Origin of the sequence: Cohnella sp. OV330, from assembly GCF_900112065.1 — a bacterium.
GTDB lineage: Bacteria > Bacillota > Bacilli > Paenibacillales > Paenibacillaceae > Cohnella.
This window is the reverse complement of the sequence record NZ_FOKE01000010.1, coordinates 52,075-70,470: the sequence shown is the minus strand read 5'-3', so window position 1 is coordinate 70,470 and position 18,396 is coordinate 52,075. Positions and strand designations below refer to the sequence as shown.

Sequence of the window (18,396 nt, the reverse complement as noted above, 5' to 3'; positions counted from 1 at the left end):
GTATAAACTTTCCGTTCGATTATGCAAAAGGAAGTATAAATTTGCCGACAAATTTTCTAAATCAAGCCACAGGGAAAGGAGCTATGATGAGGCTAGTAAACTTACATGGCCAATGGCGGGCGTCGGCAGCGTCTTGGGGATAGGGGAGGGAATTTGTCTTGGAAATCGGCGTTATTCATACCATCGATACGAGCGCGCAGGACAATATGTTCAAGGTCGTCAGCGATTACGGATTCGGCGTGTGCCAGTTGAATTCGTGGAACATGGATTATTGCACGCCGGAAGTGGCCGAGCGGGTCGTCAGGGAAGCGCGCGAGGCGAATGTGCGCGTCTGCGCGGTATGGGCGGGCGTGCCGGGACCGGCGGAGTGGAACTTCACGCAGGGCCCGCTCACGCTTGGCCTCGTGCCTGAAGCCTACCGCGAGGAGCGGGTGAAGGCGCTGAAAAGCTGGGCGGACTTCGCGTCATGGATCGGCGCTCCCGCGATCATCACCCATGTCGGATTTATCCCGGAAAATATGACGGATCCTGCCTACCCGGCGGTCGTCGAAGCCGTCCGCGAGGTCGCCGCCTACTGCGAGAGCAAGGGGATCGGCTTCTGGTTCGAGACCGGACAGGAGACGCCGGTCGTGCTGCTGCGCACGATCCAGCGGGTCGGCACGTCCAATCTCGGCATCAACCTCGACCCGGCCAACCTTATCCTGTACGGCAAAGGCAATCCGATCGACGCGCTGGACACGATCGGCGCTTACGTGCGCAACGTCCACGTGAAGGACGGGCTCTACCCGACGGACGGCGACAACCTCGGCGAAGAAGTCCGCGCGGGCACGGGAAAGGTGAACTTCCCCGCGTTCGTGAAGAAGCTGAAGGAAATCGGGTTCACGGGCGAGTATATTATCGAGCGCGAGATCTCCGGTGAGGAGCAGCGGCAAGACATCCTGCGCACGACGGGCGATCTGAAGCAGTGGCTGCAGGAAGCTTGAGCGGGGACATGCGGGGCCAGTCACGGCGCAGCTGAGTGCCATGTGTTGACGGATCAACACTTGGCCGTGCACGGAGCGGCAGGGAACGATGTATTGACGTAGATCAACACCTTGACTCGTGCACGGTGCAATGGGGCTTGAGGTGTTGATCCAGGTCAACACATGGCCCCGTGAATGGTGCGGCGGGGATTGATGTATGGACATAGATAAACAATTGGCGCACGGATCGGTATGGCTGGGAAGGGTGGGGTTGTCTAACAGGTGTTAAAAGCCTGAAGATAGCCCCTTCTTTGTCCCGGTGACTGCACGGCTGAACGGCATCTATTCAAGGGTGTCCAAACGACTATCGTAGAGCAGTAGATGAGCGACCCCCGGCGCCAAAATGCCCAAACGACTGTCGTAGAGCAGTAGATGAGCGATCCCCGGCGCCGAAATGCCTAAACGACTGCCGTAGAGCAGTAGATGAGCGATCCCCGGCGCCGAAATGCCTAAACGACTGCCGTAGAGCAGTAGATGAGCGATCCCCGGCCCTGCCCAACCGGGGCGCTCTCATTGCGCCGATGCTCCGCGCACTGGCACAGCAAACACAAACAAGCCGCCCCCGAGTCATATTACTGACTCGGGGACGGCTTTTTGGCGTTGTTGGCTTACTTCTTCAGCATATGGAACACTTGCTCGACGTCCTTGTCGCCGCGGCCGGACAGGTTGACGATGAGGATGTGGTCCCGCGTCAGCGTCGGCGCGAGCTTCTTGGCGTGGGCGACCGCGTGCGCGCTCTCCAGCGCAGGCACGATGCCTTCCGTGCGCGACAGCTCCTGGAACGCCGCCAGCACTTCGTCGTTGGTGACCGTCACGTACTCCGCCCGGCCGGTCACCTTCAGATGGCTATGTTCCGGCCCGATGCCCGGATAGTCGAGCCCGGCGGCGATCGAGTAGGTTTTGCGCGGCTCTCCCGCTTCGTCCAGCAGCACCAGGCATTTGAAGCCGTGAATGATGCCCGGCACGCCTTCGGTCAGCGTCGGCGCCTGGTCGGGCTCGACGCCGATCAGGCGCACGTCCGGCTCTTCTATGTAGTGCGCGAACGCGCCGATCGCGTTGCTGCCGCCGCCCGCGCAGGCGATGACGGCGTCCGGCAGCCGGCCTTCCTTCTCCAGAATCTGCCGCTTGGACTCTTCGCTGATGATCGCCTGGAAGTGCTTGACCATCGTCGGGAACGGATGCGGACCGACGGCCGAGCCCAGCAGGTAGAACGTATTCTTATAGTTCTGCACCAGATCGCCCAGCGCCTCGTCGACCGCGTCCTTCAACCGGCCCTGCCCCTTGTCGACCGGGACGACCTTCGCGCCGAGCAGCTCCATGCGGAACACGTTCAGCGCCTGACGCCGCGTATCCTCGGCGCCCATGTAAATGACGCAGTCCATATTGAACATGGCGCAGGCCGTCGCCGTCGCGACGCCGTGCTGTCCGGCGCCCGTCTCCGCGATGATGCGCTTCGCGCCCATCCGCTTGGCGAGCAGGATCTGGCCGATGGCATTATTGATTTTGTGCGCGCCCGTATGGTTCAGGTCCTCGCGCTTGAGATAGACCTTGGCGCCGCCCCAGGCATCGGTCAGACGCTCCGCATAGGTCAGCGGACTCTCGCGTCCGACATACTCGCGCAGGTAATACTGCAGCTCCTCGTTGAATGCCGGATCGTCCCGGAACTTGTAAAATTGCTCGCTGAGATAGCTCAGCACCTCCTGCAATTCCGGCGGCACGAAGCTGCCTCCGAACTCCCCGAAGTATCCTTCCTGCAGCGTCTCTTGGCTCATGCAAGCGCCTCCAAAGGTAAGATTGCGATTTCTCGCTTTTCGTCTTCCAGCGTATCACATTACCATCGCAGGCAGAAGTCTCGATATGGATATTTTTAGCAGCTTCGAGTTTGCGAGCGCTGGATGGCCGCGGGTTTTCCAAAGCGGTTTTGCGATATAATCTGGACGTATGGGATTTTTCACTACTCGGGTTCGATCAGGAGGCGCGTATGTCCAAGACCATCGTCGAAAAGCTAAACCTGAATAAATACGAAAAAGCTGCCATTCTGCGCGAGCCGGAAGGCGAGTCGCTATTCGAGGGGCTCGCGGCTTACGACACCGAGCTCGCCGAAGGCGCGGGCTACGACCTCATCTTTGCGTTCGCGCTCGATATGGGGGAACTGCAGGCAGTCGTTCGCAAGGTAATCGAAGGCGGCCATTTGAACAAGAACGGGTATCTGTACGCGGCGTACCCCAAAAAAGGGAATAAGGCGTATCCGACCTTTATTCACCGGGACGAGCTGTTCGCCGGACTGGACGCGGGGGAAGACGGCTATATCGGGAAAAGCGACTTCAAGTTCGCCCGCATGGCGGGGCTGAACGAGGTGTTTACCGTCGTCGGATTCAAGGAGGAGGCGCGCAAGGCGCAGGTATCGGCGTCGGCCAAGCCCAGCCAACGCACGAACGACTATGTCGATCGCGTCGCGGACGTCGAGCGCGATCTTCGGGACCGTCCGGCCGCGCTGGACTTTTATCGGTCGCTAACGCCGGGATACCGCAAGGACTGGGCCCGCTTCGTATACGGCGTCGTTCAGGAGAATACGCGGGAGAGGCGCCGCGAGGAAATGATCGCGATGCTGGAGGCCGGCTACAAGAGCGTGGACAGCTATAGGCGGCGGTGAACCGTCCGTCTTCTCGCGCCGGACCACGGCGTCGGGATCAGCTTCGGCGTTCCGTCTCCCCGTACGTGACGCGATTGCGCCCGCCGCTCTTGGAGGCGTAGAGCGCCTGGTCGGCCCGATTCACCAAGGTCTCGTCGGTATCGCCGGGGGAGGCCGTCGCCGCGCCGACGCTGATCGTGATGCGGAGCCCCTCCCAGGAGGCGGCCTCTACGCCGGCCCGATATCGCTCGGCGGCTTCGATGACGCTCGGGCGATCCGCGCCCGGCATGAGCACGACGAATTCCTCCCCGCCGTACCGGGCCGCGATGTCGGCCGAACCCGATGCCGGGCGGAGGAGCGCGGCGAGGCTCGAGAGCACCAGATCGCCGACCGGATGTCCGTAGGTATCGTTGATCTTTTTGAAGTGGTCGATATCCAGGATCAGCATCGAAAAAGGCTGCCCGTTATTCGCGTATGACTTCAGCAGCTCAGCCAGGCTGTCCTTAAAGAACCGGCGGTTGCGCAGGCCGGTGAGCGGGTCCGTCGATGCGAGAGCTTCCAGCTGCGCGTTCAGACGGAGCAACTCCTGCTGCTTGGCTTCGTATTCGGCATGCAAAAGCTCCAGTCGCACGTTCGCTTCCTGCGTGGCCTGATAGAGCGCTTCAAGCTGCGTTTTCGTCCGCAAAATGTCTTTTTCGTGCTCGATGCGCTTGTTCATCTCCAAGGCGACGCAGTCGATGAAGAGCTCGCCTCCGCGCTCCTGACGGATGCCGTTCATCAGCACGGGGAGGTCCCGGCCGTCCTTCGTCCGCAAGGCGAGATACATCTCTTTGACTTGACCGTATAGCTGTATGTAAGGATAAAAATAGGTATGGAAAAAAAGCTTGTTGGCGAGCGACAGAATCGACTCGATGTGCCGATCCGCCAACTCCCCGCTTTCATATCCGAGCATATGGAGCAGCGTCCGATTGGCCGACCGAAGCAGCAAGCCTTCGGCGGAAATCGAAAAGTAGCCGCAAGGGGCGTGATCAAGTTGCGCGTCCAGTTCCATAAACTGCCTTTCCCCGGGGCCTAAGCGTCGGCCAAGTATTGTCGGATGAGGGTTGTCGTTTCTTCCGGATGACTGAGGTGAGGGTAGTGTCCTTTGGCATTCATGATCCGGAAACTGCTGTTCTTGAGGTGCTCATGCAAATAATTCCCGACCTCGATCGGCGCGATGCTGTCCTCGGCGCATTGCAGGATCAAAGCGGGGACGGGCGTGCGTTCGAGCTCGCCTCGGCAGTCGGACAGGAACGTGACCTCCGCGAATTGCCGGGCGATATGCGGGTCCTTGGAGCAGAAGCTGCGCTCGAGCTCTTCGGTCAGCTCGCCGCGATCGGGGTTCTGCATCGCGATCGGCGCCATGTAGCTGGCCCAGCCGATGAAGTTCATCTCCATCATGTTAAGCAGATCCTGAATCTCGCCCGCGTCGAAGCCGCCGAAGTAGTCGGGCGAATCGTTCACGTATCGCGGAGAGGCGCCGATCATCACGATCCGCTTGAACCGGCTCCCGTCGCGGATCGACGCGAGCAGGCCGATCATGCTGCTGACGGAGTGGCCGACGAATATCGCGTCCTCCAGCTGGAGCGCGTCCAGAATCTCGTTCACGTCCTGGGCGTACCCGCGCAAGTCGTTGTATTTGCCCGCATCGTAGTATTGAATCTGCGAACGGCCGGAGCCGACATGATCGAACAGGACGACGCGGTAATCCGCCTCGAAGCCGGGCACGATATAGCGCCACATATCCTGGTCGCAGCCGAAGCCGTGCGCGAACACGATCGGCTGTTCGCCATGGCCGAGCACCTTCACGTTGTTCCTTGCGAGAATATCGATCGTCATCGGCAAACCCTCTCCACGCGATACTAAAATAGACAAATTTCGATTAAATTCGATAGGCTTGATTTTTTTTTTATTATAGCTGATCGAAGACGCGAGCGCGACAATCGTTTACTTATTTAGCGGCGTCCGATGCAAATAGGGCCGGAAGGGCTACCTCTTCGGCAACCCTGCCAGCCTGGGGCATGCGCGGCGTTCGGCGCCGGCGCTAGAACAGCTTTTTGAACGAGCCGAGCAAGTCTCCCGCCTTGTCCGAGGTCAGTTTGGCCTGGACGCCCGCGATCATCGCGTTCACCTGATCGTTCGGCAGGTTGACGCCGATGACTGTCTCGATCGCCGCAGCGGGATCGCGCTTGAACTTCTCCGAAAAGTCCTTGTCGTTCTTGATTCTGGAGACGATGTCCCCGACTTTGTGCTTGATATCCATGCCGTATCCGCCTCCTCGCGCATGTTCGGTTCTGTCGCTCTTCTTTATCTAAACGAAATACCGGCAGACGAAGCATTCGAAACAAATTCGTAGTCAAATTTTCCTATTTTAGTGGCGATATTTTCGACAAAATCCGATACTATGAATATAGAAATCTCGATTCGGATCGCAGTGGCGATAAGGAGTTGCCTTCATGAAATTCAAGCTCGCCCTGAAGCTGGCCGCCGCGCTGTCCCTGGTCTTCGCGCTCGCCGTGCTGTCGGCCTGCGACGGACAGCCGGGCAAGGGGGGCGGAGGCACGGCGCCGGCTTCGCCGGCCGCCGAAGTCTTTCAGGAACCGGACGCCGAGAAGACGGTGAACGTCGGCGTGACTTACGCGCCGAGCGACATCAATCCGCTCTCGCCCGCCGGTCTCGTATCCGCCTATGTCGCGGGACTGCTCTTTCCGCCATTGGTGGAGATCGACGCCGACCTGCGGTACAAGCCGATGCTCGCCGATTCGATCGAGACGGCGGACAACCGGACGTTCAAGGTCAATCTGAACGAAGCGGCGAAATGGACCGACGGGACGTCCGTCACGGCAGACGACGTTATTTTCACGCTAAAGCTGATGGCGAACGCGATGGTCGCCTCCAACTACGCGTACATGTTCGCGATTCTCGAAGGACTCGGCCCGTCGGGCTTCCTGCCGGACGGGGAGTCGGATATCTCGGGCGTGCGCAAGATCGACGATCATACGGTAGAGATGAAGACGAAGACGCCGACGACGCTTACGGTATTCGAGGATACGATCGGCCGCAATCTGCGGACGCTCCCGCGCAGCGCGCTCGAGGGCGTCGCGCCGGAGGACGTGAACGAGTGCGGCTTCATGCGCGAGCCGAGCGTGACGTCGGGGCCGTTCAAGCTCGAGCGGTACGAGCCCGAGCGATTCGCGGGACTGGTCGCGAATAAAGATTATTTCAGAGGAGCGCCCAAGCTGGAGCGGCTCAACTTCAAGGTGCTGCCGGGGGCCGCGCTCGCGGACGCCCTGGAGAGCGGCGAGATCGACATGAATATCCCGTCCGCCGGCGTCATTCCGGCCGAAGACTACGAACGCATCGAAGGAATGCCGGGCGTCACGACGGTGGGCGGTCAGCCGCTGACGACCGTATTCATGTACGTGAACGAAAAATCCGTTCCGGACGCCAGGCAACGAAAGGCGATCTCGTACGCGATCGACCGCGGGAAGCTTGTGTCCAAGCTGCTGGGCGGAGCCGGCGAAGTCGTGGACGGTTATTTCAGCAGCGTGAGTCCTTATCGCAACGAAGCCGTGAAGCCTGCGGCTTACGATCGGGCGCGGGCGAAGCGCCTGCTCAAGGAAGCGGGCTGGGACGGACGGAAGTCGTTGACGCTGTCCGTGCCGTCGGGCGACGGCGCGATCCGGCAAGCGGCGTATATCGTGGCGGACAATCTCGGCAAGGTCGGCATCAAGGTCAACGTAGAAAACGTCTCGTTCGACGAACTGACGGACAAGGTGGTCAAGGAGGACTTCGATCTAGGCCTTCTGCCGGTGACGATGACGCCCGTCAATCCGCTGCCGGACCTCGCGTACTTCCTCGGCGCCGGCAATCCCAACGGCTACAGGAACGAAAAGGTGATCGACCTGCTCGCGGCGGTCGGCGCCGAAGTCGACGAAGAGAAGATCAAGTCGCTGTACGACGAGCTTCAAGACATCCTCGCGGAAGACGTGCCGATGCCGGCGCTCTATGCGGCCAAAGCGCTTGGCGCCGTGAACGGGCGCGTCGTCGGCGCGACGCCGAAGGACTTCGGCATGTTCATCAACGTGCAGGATTGGAGCGTGCGCCGGCGCGAAGCCTGACTTCCTCGGGCGGGAGGCAGTCAGGAATCTCGCATGCTCGATCGGACACAACTCGGATGCGCGTTCCTCCTCGTATTCCTCCTCGGCTCCGCCGCTTAGCTCCTCCGCATCCGCGCGATCTCCGCGAAGAGGGCGGCGACGCCTTCGTCGATCCGGTCGTCCGCGATCTGCGAGATGCTGAGCTGCAGCAGCGGGCGCTTGGGAAACGAAGGCAGGAAGCAGGCGTCGGCGTCCCGAAGCTCGATTTTCTTTTTGGCGAGGCGGTCGATCAGCGTTTTGGACCTTAGCGTAGGCGGAAGCTCGATATGCGTATGCATGCCGGCTTCCAGCCGAAGGTGCCGTACGTCCTGCGTGCCGTTGCACGCGTCGAGCGCCCGGACCAGCCGCAGCATGCGATGGCGGTACGTATCGGAGATTTTGCGTTTGCGCCGCGCGAACATGCCGCTCTGGATATAAATCTCGAGCGCCGCCTGCGACAGCATGGAGCTGTCGATGTCGGTGAAGCGCTTGTACCGGCTGAAGACGTCTTGCAGGCCTGGAGGCAGCACCGCGACGCCGACCCGGAGGCCCGGGAACAAAATTTTCGAATAACTCTTCAAATAGACGACATGCGACGCGCCGTAAGCGTGGATCGGATCCGCCTTCGGATCGGTCTCGAGGTCGGCGAGGAAGTCGTCCTCTACGACGATGACGTCGTATCGCTTGGCCAGGGCGGCGATCGCTTTTTTCGTCTCGGTCCCGTAGGAAGCGCCGAGCGGATTTTGAAACCGCGGGATCGTATAGAAAAACTTGATGTCGCCGTCGCGGAACAGCGTCTCCAGCTCGTCCAGGTCGATGCCCCGCTCCGTTCTCGCGATCCCTTGGACGGGGACGCCGAAAAGCGCGAGCATTTCCAGCAAGATCGTGTACGTCGGCTGCTCCACCAGCACCGTTCGCCTGCCCGAAGGAAACGGCATATGCGTAAGAATCGACAGCGCCTGCTGCACGCCGGAAGTTACGGTGATCCGCTCCGGCGGGGCGAAAACCTGGTAGGCGGCCAGATGCTTGCTCAGCACCTGGAGCAGGGAGGGAAGGCCCTGCGGCGTACCGTAGGTGAACAGGTGATTGCGGTACCGGTCGATCGCCTTGTTGATGCAATGCTGGAAGTCCAGGTAGGGGAACACCTCGGGATCCGGCGCGACGGACGCGAAGTTCCATCCCGCGTTCGCCGAGGCGGAAGTCTCCTCTTGCTTTTGCGCGACTGCGTAGTAGCCGCTTTGGGGGACGGAATACAGCCTGTGCCGTTTTTCCAGCTCGGCATAGGCGCGAAGTACGGTGCTTTTGCTGCAGGCATAGGCGTCGGACGCTTCGCGGACGGACGGCAGCTTTTGTCCGCCGCGAATGCGTCCGTCTTCGATTTTACGCTCGATATCTTGTATCAGCGCTTCATACCGCATCATGCTTGGGTCACTCCTTCGACACCGATCTGTACCGGTACAGATCGGGAATGTATCGATAGCGGCAATGCGGTCGCTGCCTTATGCTGAAAGCATGAAGCCGGCCGGCTCCGCATTCGAGCAAGAGGAGGAAAAGGCATGACCGACCTGCCCGCAACCGCCAAAAGCACCACCGCCATTTATGCGTTGGCTATAGTATACGCGATCGTCATCGGATTTTCCTTTATGTTCACGAAGCTTGCCTTGCGTCACGCCGATCCGTTCGACATGCTCGCCTACCGCTTCGCCCTGTCGTTCGCGGCGCTCGCGATCCCGGTCCGGGCCGGCTGGATTCGCATGCCGCGCAGGCAGAAGGGCCGACCTCGCCTGCCGCTGCTGCTCGTCAGCCTGGTGTATCCGACCGCTTTCTTCGGCTTCCAATCGGTCGGGCTCGACGCCGCGACGACCTCGGGCGCCGGCATCTTCTCGGCCACCTCGCCGATCTTCGCGCTGCTGCTCGGCGCGCTGCTGCTGAAGGAACGGGCGAGCAAGCTGCAGCTGCTGTCCGTCCTCGTGTCCGCCTTTGGCCTCGTCTTCATGACGGGCATCTCGGCGGACGCGCTGCGGGGGACGAGCGCCGTCGGAGGAGGCTTGATCCTGCTGTCGGCGGTCGCGCTCGCGCTGTACGGCGTGCTGGCGCGCGGCCTGCGCACCTCATACTCCGCCGTAGAACTGAGCTACGCCATGATGCGGACCGGGTGCTATTTTTTCGTCGGGCTCGCGCTCGTTCGCCACTTGACGCAAGGCACGATGTCCGCGCTGCTCGCGCCGGCCGCCGAGCCGGGCTTCTGGCTGCCGCTGCTCTACATCGCGATCATGTCCTCGCTCGTCTCGTCGTGGCTGTCCAACTTCGCGCTCTCCCGCATCGAAGCCTTCAAGGTCAGCCTATTCGTCAACCTGGGCAACCTCGTCTCCATCTCGTCCGGCGTCCTGATCATGGGCGACGACTGGAGCGGCGCGCAGACGATCGGCACGATCTGCATGCTGGCCGGCGTGATCGGCGCGAACTATCGCGGGGGGAAACGCAAGACGGCCGAAAGCGTCGAGCCGAGCAGCAGCGGTATTCAGGTTGGCGCGCCGGGCAGAGGTGTCGGGAAGGAAATCTTGGATGGAAATAAGAGCGCCGATTCGAGCGCGGAACCGTCGCCCGAGGTCTCGAGTGGGAACAAACGCGTGGTCTCGGGCGTGTGATCGCCGTCGGAAGTCTCGGATAGAAACAACGCCGTCCTCGCCGGCTCCGAACCGTCGCGGGAAGTCCTGGATAGGAACAAACCCGTCGTCTCGGGCGTTTAATCGCCGTCGAAGTCTCGGATAGAAACAACGCCGTCCTCGCCAGCTCCGAATCGTCGCGGGAAGTCCTGGATAGAAACAAACCCGCCTTCCTGGCGGCCGGCTCGCGAACGGCTTGATCTTGCACGCCGCGGTTGCTATTAACGCGGTTCTATCGCGGCGTACGGTCCCGGCCATTCTAACGATTTAAGATAACCTATTTTCGGAGGTCAATCGCTCATGAAAATCGCAGTTGCAGGCGCCACGGGCGCTATCGGAAAATCGCTAATCCCCTTGCTCCTCGCAGCCGGTCACGAGGTGACGGGTTTCACCCGGCATGCCGCGAGCGCGGCGCGGCTGGAGGCACTGGGCGCGAAGGCGGCCGTGCTCGACATCTTCGATCGCGAGGCCGTATTCGCGGCGATTCGCGAGGCGGAGCCGGAGACGGTCATCCACCAGCTCACCTCGCTCGGCGAGCGCGACTTCGCGTCGAATACGCGGATCCGGACGGTCGGAACCCGACATCTGGTCGACGCCGCGCTGGCCGCGGGCGTGCGACGGATGATCGCGCAGAGCATCTCTTGGGCGTACGCGCCGGGGGAAGGCCCGGCCACCGAGGAGGAGCCGCTTGATCTGGATGCGCCCGCGCCGCGCAGCGGCACGATCCAAGGCGTGCACGCGTTGGAGACGGCGGCCTCGGAGATGCCGGAAGCCGTCATCTTGCGGTACGGGCTTTTCTATGGCTCGGGAACGTGGTACGCCAAGGATGGCTTCATGGCCGTTGCGGTTCGCCGCGGCGAGCAGCCTGCGACGGACGGCGTGTCGTCGTTCATCCACGTCGACGACGCGGCAAGCGCCACGCTGCTCGCGCTGGGCTGGCCGCCCGGGGCCGTGAACGCCGTCGACGATCGCCCGGCGCCCGCCAGCGAATGGCTGCCGCATTATGCCGCGCAGCTGGGCGCGCCTGCCCCGGAGCGGCAGCTCGGCGCCGCCCGCGGCGAACGCGGCGCGGCCAACGCCAAAGCTAGGGGGCTCGGCTGGCAGCCGCGATTCGCGGATTGGCGCGACGGATTTGCCGCGACGCTTGGCTGAATTCCCCATATATTGAATCCCCCCGTTGCTCCGCGCGTATAACCTTAAGATGCAGGGCGCGAAGCGATCACTTAGATAAAGGACGGGATGCGGATCATGTCTTTCTTCGGACGGGTATTGGCGAGCGTGGGGATCGGAGCGGCGACGCTGGATACGGTGCTGGAAAAGTCCGCGTACGCGCAAGGGGAAGAAATACGCGGCGTCGTACGCTTGCAGGGAGGCAACCTGGAGCAGCGAATCGACGGGATCGAGGTATCCGTCATGACGACGTATGCGCGCGAGATCAACGACAAGCCGATACAACAGAAGGCGGTCGTTGCCCGGTACCGCGTGGCCGACGCGCTGACGGTGCAGCCGCAGGAGCGCAGAGAGCTTCCCTTTTCGTTCATCCTCCCCGCGAGCGTGCCGATCTCGATCGGAAGCGGTCAAGCGTGGATCAAGACCGTCGCGGATGTTCAATCCGCCGTCGATCCGACCGACGAAGACAGCATCCACGTCATCCCCGGGGCGGGCCGGAAGGCCGTGCTCGAGGCGATCGAGCAGATCGGGTTCCGCCTTCGCAAGGCGGAGACCGTCTATGCGCCCCGTCTGGGCGGCGCCGTTTCATTCGTTCAAGAGTTCGAGTGGATTCCGTCGAGCGGAAGGTACCGGGGCCTTCTCGACGAGCTGGAGCTGACCTTCGTCGGATCGCCGATCGGCGAGGTCCGCATGCTCCTGCAGATCGACCGGCGTTCGAGCGGCTTGGCGGGCTTCTTCGCCGAAGCGACGGATACGGACGAGAGCTTCGTCCGGGTGACGCTCGCGCAGCGCGACCTGGACGGCGGCGTCTCCCATATTGCCGACGTGCTTCAAGATATCATCGATCGCTACGCGCACTGACGCCAGCGACGCATGCAGCAAAAGGGCCGGGCGGGCGAATCGCCCGGTTTTTTTTGCATAGGCTCGTATGATTAGATGTCAGAAAGCAGCTAAATTTGTTCTAGCGACGGAAAGCGGCGTAATTAGTTGCTGAAAGGCAGCTAATCCGGCCCTATAGTCCCGTTCAAAGCAGATTTTCGGGAATTAGCTGCCTTTTCAACAGCTATCGGAAGGCAGCTCGCAGTTTCGCATGAAATAACGGCCATTTAACAACTATCAGTCGCCTATCGGTCGCCGATTGGAAATCCGTCGCCTCTCTTCGCGCCCAAGCAAGCTAATCGCCCACCGCCATCCGCCCCGCCCGCCGTCAAACCGCCGCTACGCCGACAGCCTTCGCCAATCGCCCGCACCTGCACCACCCCAGACGCAATAACCGCAATCCACGCTGGTCTCCCGCACAAGCCTGGTCCTCCAGACCGCCGCCTGTATAAGCGTCCACGTCGCAGTTGCGCCGGTTCGTTCCTTATAAAATTCCTCTTGCACCTTACGTTGCGTCACGTCTTATAGTAAAGTTACGGGCATAGAGACGGCAGGACGGGGAGGCGGAAAAATGGCCAAGCATCGCAGAGGCTCGGAGGACGACGAAGCGGGTGCGGCGGGCGGCCGCTGGAAAGTGGGAGATATCGCCGCGCTGACGGGACTCACGATTCGGACGCTGCGCTACTACGACCAGATCGGCTTGTTTCCCCCCTCCGGTCAGACCGACTCGGGGCACAGGCTGTACGACGAATCCGACCTGTCCCGCCTGCATCAGATTCTGGCGCTCAAGGAGCTGGGCCTGCCGCTCACGGAGATCCAGTCCGTCCTGGAGCGGGACGCGCCCGACCTGTCCGAGATCATCGCCGCGCAGATCGGCCGCTTGCGGGAGCAGATCCGCGTCCAGCAGAAGCTGCTGAGCGAGCTGGAGCAGGCGTCGGCCGCGGTGCGGGCGCAAGCGCCGCTCGGGGTGGAGGCGTTCACGAAGCTGCTCGGCATGATGAAGCAGAGCCATGAGAAGTATTTTTGGGAGCGGCGGACGCAAGCCGAGCGAGCGCTCGACCGGTTGGGCGATTGGCTGGCGGACGAGCTTGAAAACCATGATTAGGGAGGATGAACGAAATGGAACAACGATCGACGCATCACGCCACTTTTACGGTGGAGAGAACGTACCCCGCGAAGCCGGAGCGCGTCTACAAAGCCTGGTCTGACGCGGAGGCGAAGGCGCGCTGGTTTACCCCCGCGGAGACCTTCGACTTCCGCGTCGGCGGCCGGGAATACAGCCGCGGCGGACCGCCGGACGGTCCCGTCTTCACGTTCGACGCCTGCTACCAGGATATCGTGCCGAACGAGCGAATCGTCTATTCGTACGTCATGGACATGGGCGACAAGCGGATCTCGGCTTCGGTGACGACGGTCGAACTGCACCCGGTCGAGGGCGGTACGAAGTTAGTCTTTACCGAGCAGGGCGTCTTTCTCGACGGCCTCGACACGGCGGCGCAGCGCGAGCACGGCACAAACGAGCTGCTTAAAATGCTTGGCGACGCCCTGCGGAGCGAATCCGAGGCGTCTTGAGCCTCATCCTGAACGACGAGATGCCGGACAGTCGCCTCATTAGGCGGCCGTCCGGCTCTTCGCATCGCGAAAGGCTTGTATTAACGAGCACGCGAATCGCTGCTGACGTCGTTGAAAAATTTGATCGCATACAGCGCGCAGATGCCGACGATCGTATACACGATGCGGGAAGCGACTTCTTCTTGACCGCCGAACAACTCGGCGACGAGATCGTACTTGAACAGACCGACCAACAGCCAGTTGATGCCTCCGATGATCAGAATGGCGAGCGCGATAGCGTTTAGCGTCTTCATTACGGATCCACTCCTTCAGCCGAATTTTGGCGGTTCATCGAGAAAATACCCCAGTGCAGCGAATTCTATTCATAAGTTACGCAATCCCGCCGATTCTTATGTTACTTTCCCACAAGAATTTAAGGAGCGCGGACGAGAATAACGCTGCGACATAGGTGAATCCGCCAAAATACCGCCGTCAAAGGAGCTCGTTCAACGCGTCTCCGGATAAGGGTCGATCGTGCGAATGGAGCCGTCCGCTTCGTAGTGCAGCTCGGTCATTTTCACGCAGCGCTTGTTGTCCGCGCCGCCGGACAGCGAGCTGTCGTGGTAAAACAAATACCATTTGTCCCGGTAGCGGACAATCGAATGGTGCGTGGTCCAGCCGATCACAGGCGTCAGGATCGTGCCTTTGAATGTAAACGGACCGTACGGATCGTCCCCGACCGCGTAGACGATCTTGTGCGTCGTCCCGGTCGAGTAGGAGAGGTAGTACCGGCCTTCGTGCTTGTGAACCCAAGGTCCCTCGAAATACCTGCGGTCCTCGTCCCCGGCGCGGATCGGCTCTCCGTCCTCGCCGACGATGCGGATCTCGCGCGGGGTCTCCTTGAATCCGAGCATGTCGCCGGCCAGTTCCGCCATCCGCGGCCCTAGCGCGGGCTCGTCGCCTGACGGCCCCTCCGCATCCGGCAAGAAAGCGCCCGTCTGCCACTTTTCCAATTGTCCGCCCCACAGCCCGCCGAAGTAGACGTAAGCCTTGCCGTCGTCGTCGACGAAGACGGCCGGATCGATGCTGTAGCTGCCGGGAATGTAGCTCGGCTCCGCGCGGAACGGCCCTTGCGGAGAGATGCCCGTCGCGACGCCGATGCGGAAGACGTCGTTATTGTCCCGTGCCGGGAAGAACAGGTAGTACGTACCGTCCTTATAGGCCGCGTCGGGCGCCCACAGCTGCTTTTTCGCCCATGGAATATCGTTCAGATGCAGCGCCTCTCCGTGGTCGAGCGCCTGCGTCAGATCCTCGTTCAGCGAGAGGACGTGATAGTCCTCCATATCGTACTGGTCGCCGTTGTCGTTCGACGTCATCTCGTGGTCGAGATCGTGCGAGGGATACAGATACAGCTTGCCCTCGAATACGTGAGCGGAAGGATCCGCCGTATAAATATGGGTCACGAGCGGCGCGCCGCCCCGCGATTCTGTCGTCATTCCGGCCCCTCCTTTTGTAAGCGCTATCCAGTTGATTTCCCCTCATCTTAGCAAATAACGATCCGCGCCGATACCTCACGATGATTAGGTTTTATACCTATAATCTTTAGGTTTTGGACGCGCGCGCAGAACGGTTGGCTGATAAATCGGTCTTTGTGATACAGTAGACGGGATTGGATTCATGCGAAAACGGGCGGGCGATTCGATTGGTCAAATTGAGCGAGATGAACACGTTACGGAACCAGATTTTCGCCGCTTTTACGTTGACGATGATCGTCGTGCTGACCTTTGCGGGCATTTATATTTACGGCCAGGTATCGAACCTGCTGCGCAACAGCGCGGAGAAGCATATCCAGCAGACGGCGGTGCAGGCGAACGGGCGGCTCGACGCGCTGCTCGACCAGATCGACTCGCTGACGACCCAAGTGGCGACCAACGATTACGTGCAAAAGCTGCTGCTCCAGGAAGCGGACGGCGTCCGCTCCGCGTTCGCCCAGCGCCAGTCGCTGCTGCAGATCGCGAGCACCTATACGGCCTACTCGACGGGTATCCGCTCGATGGAGCTCTATACCAGGGACTACCGGCGCTTGTTTCCGCTCGACGAGACCAGCCTGAACACGCGGGTCTCGCAGGACATGATCTGGCAGACCGACCGGGTAAAAGGACGGCTCGTCTGGTTCGGGCTCGATCCGGCGCAGCCGGATACGGTGCTCGCGATGCGCCGCATCAGCCTGATCGACCGCGGTTACGCGGCCGGCGGCTATCTGGCGGTCCGGCTTAGCCGCGACTACTTCGAGATGAACGAACAGGCTGCCGGCGAGGGAGAGGCGCGAGGCGACGACGAGTACATGCTGCTCGCCGACGGTCAAGGCGCCCCGATTACCTCGGACCTCACCGCTGACGAGGCCAAGGTAGTGCTCGCGCAGAGCGGGTCAGCCGTCTCCGTCGGGGGCGAGGAGCTGCTGTCCGTGCGGCAGCGGTCCCGCACGACCGGCTGGACGCTCGTGCTGCTCACGCCGGTGCGCGCTTCGACCGAGGGGATCTCGGTGCTTCGCACCGCCATCCTCGTGTCGATCGGCATCGGCGCGGTGGCGTTTTTGCTGCTGACCCTGCTGCTGTCCACGCTCATCACGCGCCCGATCCTGAAGCTGATGCGTACGATGCGAGGCGCGCGCCTCGGCGGGCTCAAGCAGAACCTGTCCCCGTCGCCGCCGATCGCGTCGCTTGAGATCCGGGAGCTGAACAACACTTACAACCAGATGGTGACGCACATGAACGAGCTGATCCAGGTCGTGTACGAGAAGGAGATTACGCAGAGCCTCACCGAGCTCAAGGCGCTGCAGGCGCAGATCAATCCGCACTTCCTGTTCAACACGCTGGAAGCGTTCTATTGGTCGCTCGAGGACAAGGGGGACGAGGAGCTGGCCGGCATCGTCGTCGCTATGTCCGGCTTGTTCCGCTACGTCATCGGCGGCGCAGGCGGAGACGACGAGTGGGTGACCGTCCGCGACGAGCTGGATCACGCGCAGCGGTATTTGCAGATCATGAAGATGCGCCTGATCGACCGGCTGGATTGGCGAATCGCCGCTGACGAGGGGCTTATGCACGTGCCGATCCCCAAGCTGATCATCCAGCCGCTCGTGGAGAACGCGATCCTGCACGGCGTGGAGAGCCGCATCGGCCCCGGATCGGTCACGATTCAAGTGTCGTCGGACAAGCCGGGCATCGCGACGATCGCCGTTATCGACGACGGGCTCGGGATGGACGAGGAGACGCTGGCCAACCTCCTGCAAAAAATCGAAGGCGGGAGCCGGCAGCCCTCGTCCAAAAAGGGAGCGGGGGTGGCCATGTCCAACGTGCAGCGGCGCCTCAAGCTGTATTACCCGGACGCGGCGGGAGACCGCAGCGGCTTGCGCATCGAGAGCAAGCCCGGCGCCGGCACGATCGTCCGCTTTGATATCACTATTCCTCCGGGAGGAGTCGAACCGTTGTGAAAACGTTATTGATCGTCGATGACGAGCCGCGCACGCGGCTTGGCATCCAGAAGACGCTCGTCGCCTGGGCGGCGGGCAAATACCGGATCGAATGCGCCGCGAGCGGCGTCGAAGCGCTCGAGTGGCTGAAGACGAATCCGGTCCATATCCTCATCACGGACGTGCGGATGCCGGAGGTCGACGGCCTGCAGATGCTGGAGGCGCTCGCGAAGCGCGGGCCGCTGCCCGTCGTGATCGTCATCTCCGGCCATGCCGAATTCGAATATGCGAAAAAGTCGCTGCAGCTCGGCGCGTTCGACTATATTCTCAAGCCGCTGGACAAAGCGGTGCTCATCGACACGGTGCAGAGAGCGTTCGAACGCGACAGCGGCAAAGACCGCCTCGACGCGATGGAGAAGCTCGTCGATCCGAAGCTGCTCGAGGTGGGCCGCGAAGAGGCGCGCTACGGCAGCGCCATCAAGGACGCGATCGGCTTTATTTACGGCCATCTGCATGAAGCCATCACGATGAAGCAGGTCGCGGAGCAGCTTCACCTGAACGCGAGCTACTTTAGCGTGCTGTTCAAGGAGCAGACGGGCGTGACGTTCAGCGATTACCTGACTCGGATCCGGCTGCAAAAGGCGAAGGAGCTGCTCGTCGCGACCCGGCTGCCGGTCTGGGAGATCGCGGAGAAGGTCGGCTACCAGACGGTCAAGTATTTCATCAAGGTGTTCAAAGACAACGAAGGGATGAGCCCCAGGCAGTACAGGCAGCAAGCCGCGGACGAAAATCCGTCGATCCAATAAAAGTGGAACTTCTCCCAATCGCA

The 18,396-nt window shown here is 61.4% G+C and carries 17 protein-coding genes; 10 read left to right on the top strand and 7 right to left on the bottom strand.

Annotated elements, in window-relative coordinates:
* Positions 1-158 precede the first annotated feature (158 nt).
* The gene (locus BM235_RS22060; protein WP_199408957.1) at positions 159-983 is read left to right on the top strand and encodes a sugar phosphate isomerase/epimerase family protein; all 825 of its coding nucleotides are present in this window, start codon (positions 159-161) and stop codon (positions 981-983) included.
* Positions 984-1,630: 647 nt separating this feature from the next.
* On the opposite strand, the gene trpB is transcribed toward BM235_RS22060, so the two are convergent.
* Positions 1,631-2,794, bottom strand: a complete 1,164-nt coding sequence (gene trpB / locus BM235_RS22055; protein ID WP_090116410.1) for a tryptophan synthase subunit beta — start codon at positions 2,792-2,794, stop codon at positions 1,631-1,633.
* Positions 2,795-3,003: 209 nt separating this feature from the next.
* On the opposite strand from trpB, the gene BM235_RS22050 reads away from it, so the two are divergent.
* Positions 3,004-3,675 carry a YdeI/OmpD-associated family protein gene (locus BM235_RS22050; protein WP_090116409.1) on the top strand — a complete coding sequence of 224 codons (672 nt, stop codon included), beginning with the start codon at positions 3,004-3,006 and terminating at the stop codon, positions 3,673-3,675.
* Between the two features lie 37 nt (positions 3,676-3,712).
* On the opposite strand, the gene BM235_RS22045 is transcribed toward BM235_RS22050, so the two are convergent.
* The 3 genes from BM235_RS22045 to BM235_RS22035 form a co-directional block, all read right to left on the bottom strand.
* A complete protein-coding gene (locus BM235_RS22045; RefSeq protein ID WP_090116607.1) occupies positions 3,713-4,699 on the bottom strand; it encodes a sensor domain-containing diguanylate cyclase in 987 nt (328 codons plus the stop codon).
* Between the two features lie 26 nt (positions 4,700-4,725).
* Complete coding sequence (locus tag BM235_RS22040) at positions 4,726-5,532, bottom strand: alpha/beta fold hydrolase (protein WP_090116408.1); 807 nt, start codon at positions 5,530-5,532, stop codon at positions 4,726-4,728.
* A gap of 205 nt (positions 5,533-5,737) precedes the next feature.
* Entirely contained in the window at positions 5,738-5,956 is a 219-nt protein-coding gene (locus tag BM235_RS22035) for a hypothetical protein (RefSeq protein WP_090116407.1), read from the bottom strand.
* 193 nt (positions 5,957-6,149) lie between these two features.
* Here BM235_RS22035 and BM235_RS22030 point away from each other — a divergent pair, with 193 nt between their 5' ends.
* A complete protein-coding gene (locus BM235_RS22030) occupies positions 6,150-7,814 on the top strand; it encodes an ABC transporter substrate-binding protein (RefSeq protein WP_090116406.1) in 1,665 nt (554 codons plus the stop codon).
* Positions 7,815-7,909: 95 nt separating this feature from the next.
* On the opposite strand, the gene BM235_RS22025 is transcribed toward BM235_RS22030, so the two are convergent.
* Positions 7,910-9,253, bottom strand: a complete 1,344-nt coding sequence (locus BM235_RS22025; protein ID WP_090116405.1) for an aminotransferase-like domain-containing protein — start codon at positions 9,251-9,253, stop codon at positions 7,910-7,912.
* Between the two features lie 135 nt (positions 9,254-9,388).
* Here BM235_RS22025 and BM235_RS22020 point away from each other — a divergent pair, with 135 nt between their 5' ends.
* The 5 genes from BM235_RS22020 to BM235_RS22000 all read left to right on the top strand — a co-directional run bounded on the left by BM235_RS22020 (position 9,389) and on the right by BM235_RS22000 (position 14,119).
* On the top strand, positions 9,389-10,480 hold the full coding sequence (locus BM235_RS22020) for a DMT family transporter (protein WP_090116404.1): 1,092 nt from the start codon (positions 9,389-9,391) through the stop codon (positions 10,478-10,480).
* A gap of 318 nt (positions 10,481-10,798) precedes the next feature.
* Positions 10,799-11,650 carry an NAD-dependent epimerase/dehydratase family protein gene (locus tag BM235_RS22015; protein WP_090116403.1) on the top strand — a complete coding sequence of 284 codons (852 nt, stop codon included), beginning with the start codon at positions 10,799-10,801 and terminating at the stop codon, positions 11,648-11,650.
* Between the two features lie 96 nt (positions 11,651-11,746).
* Positions 11,747-12,529, top strand: a complete 783-nt coding sequence (locus BM235_RS22010; protein ID WP_158543975.1) for a sporulation protein — start codon at positions 11,747-11,749, stop codon at positions 12,527-12,529.
* Positions 12,530-13,118: 589 nt separating this feature from the next.
* Positions 13,119-13,652 (top strand): MerR family transcriptional regulator, encoded by a 534-nt coding sequence (locus tag BM235_RS22005; RefSeq protein ID WP_090116401.1) that lies wholly within the window; start codon positions 13,119-13,121, stop codon positions 13,650-13,652.
* A 14-nt stretch (positions 13,653-13,666) separates the two neighbouring features.
* Positions 13,667-14,119 carry an SRPBCC family protein gene (locus BM235_RS22000; protein WP_090116400.1) on the top strand — a complete coding sequence of 151 codons (453 nt, stop codon included), beginning with the start codon at positions 13,667-13,669 and terminating at the stop codon, positions 14,117-14,119.
* Between the two features lie 80 nt (positions 14,120-14,199).
* Here the strand turns inward: BM235_RS22000 and BM235_RS21995 are convergent, their stop codons facing one another.
* Together BM235_RS21995 and BM235_RS21990 are read right to left on the bottom strand one after the other, a co-directional pair.
* Positions 14,200-14,412, bottom strand: a complete 213-nt coding sequence (locus tag BM235_RS21995) for a DUF378 domain-containing protein (RefSeq protein ID WP_090116399.1) — start codon at positions 14,410-14,412, stop codon at positions 14,200-14,202.
* Between the two features lie 192 nt (positions 14,413-14,604).
* Positions 14,605-15,594: a glycoside hydrolase family 43 protein gene (locus BM235_RS21990; RefSeq protein WP_090116398.1), complete on the bottom strand. Its 990-nt coding sequence runs from the start codon at positions 15,592-15,594 to the stop codon at positions 14,605-14,607.
* Positions 15,595-15,800: 206 nt separating this feature from the next.
* On the opposite strand from BM235_RS21990, the gene BM235_RS21985 reads away from it, so the two are divergent.
* Both BM235_RS21985 and BM235_RS21980 read left to right on the top strand, forming a co-directional pair.
* On the top strand, positions 15,801-17,588 hold the full coding sequence (locus BM235_RS21985) for a cache domain-containing sensor histidine kinase (RefSeq protein ID WP_369803537.1): 1,788 nt from the start codon (positions 15,801-15,803) through the stop codon (positions 17,586-17,588).
* Positions 17,585-18,373, top strand: a complete 789-nt coding sequence (locus BM235_RS21980; RefSeq protein ID WP_090116397.1) for a response regulator transcription factor — start codon at positions 17,585-17,587, stop codon at positions 18,371-18,373. The genes BM235_RS21985 and BM235_RS21980 overlap by 4 nt, the downstream gene beginning before the upstream one ends.
* Positions 18,374-18,396 lie beyond the last annotated feature (23 nt).